Raw genomic sequence first — 537 nt, 5'->3', positions numbered from 1 at the left:
ACCAAAATGTTAAAATCCGGATCGGTAATATCTCCGTCTTGCCCAATTCCATTTTCAAATCGATACTCCGGTGTCAGATATGACTTTTCATCCAAGTAGGCTTCTATCCCCAACTTTTTAGCAATTTCTTTTCGATATACCACTGCTTCTTCTTCCATATCATCGCCGTTCAGATACATTTCTATAATTTTCTCATATTTATTTTCTTCATTTTCTTGAATTATCTCTTGCGCTTGAACTGTAGAAGAAAACAAAACACAGCTCAATATTAGCGCTAAGATTTGTTTTAATTTTTTCACTGTCTTTCCTCCCATCTCACTCAAAAATGGTAATAAAAAATAGAGTACCTGAAGATACTCTACTCTCACGTCAATATTCGATTTTCTATTTACTTGCTCCGCAACTACATGTATAACCAGTTACAACTTCTTCACTCCAAGCTGGACTGTCTATAATCCATTTAGTTGTATATTCTGCAGGATGTGTAATAGTTTCTGTTCCCGTTTGTTTTTGCACATATTCTGTATGCCATCCATA

Annotated in this window: 1 protein-coding gene; it reads right to left on the bottom strand. The window is 35.0% G+C overall.

The window, feature by feature from the left end:
- On the bottom strand, positions 1 to 368 hold a 368-nt coding region (locus IE212_RS35855; protein ID WP_229864748.1), incomplete at its 3' end, for a hypothetical protein.
- Positions 369 to 537 lie beyond the last annotated feature (169 nt).

Origin of the sequence: Streptomyces djakartensis, from assembly GCF_014651075.1 — a bacterium.
In the GTDB taxonomy this organism is placed as follows: Bacteria; Actinomycetota; Actinomycetes; order Streptomycetales; family Streptomycetaceae; genus Streptomyces; species Streptomyces djakartensis.
This window is presented reverse-complemented; position numbering and strand designations above follow the sequence as displayed.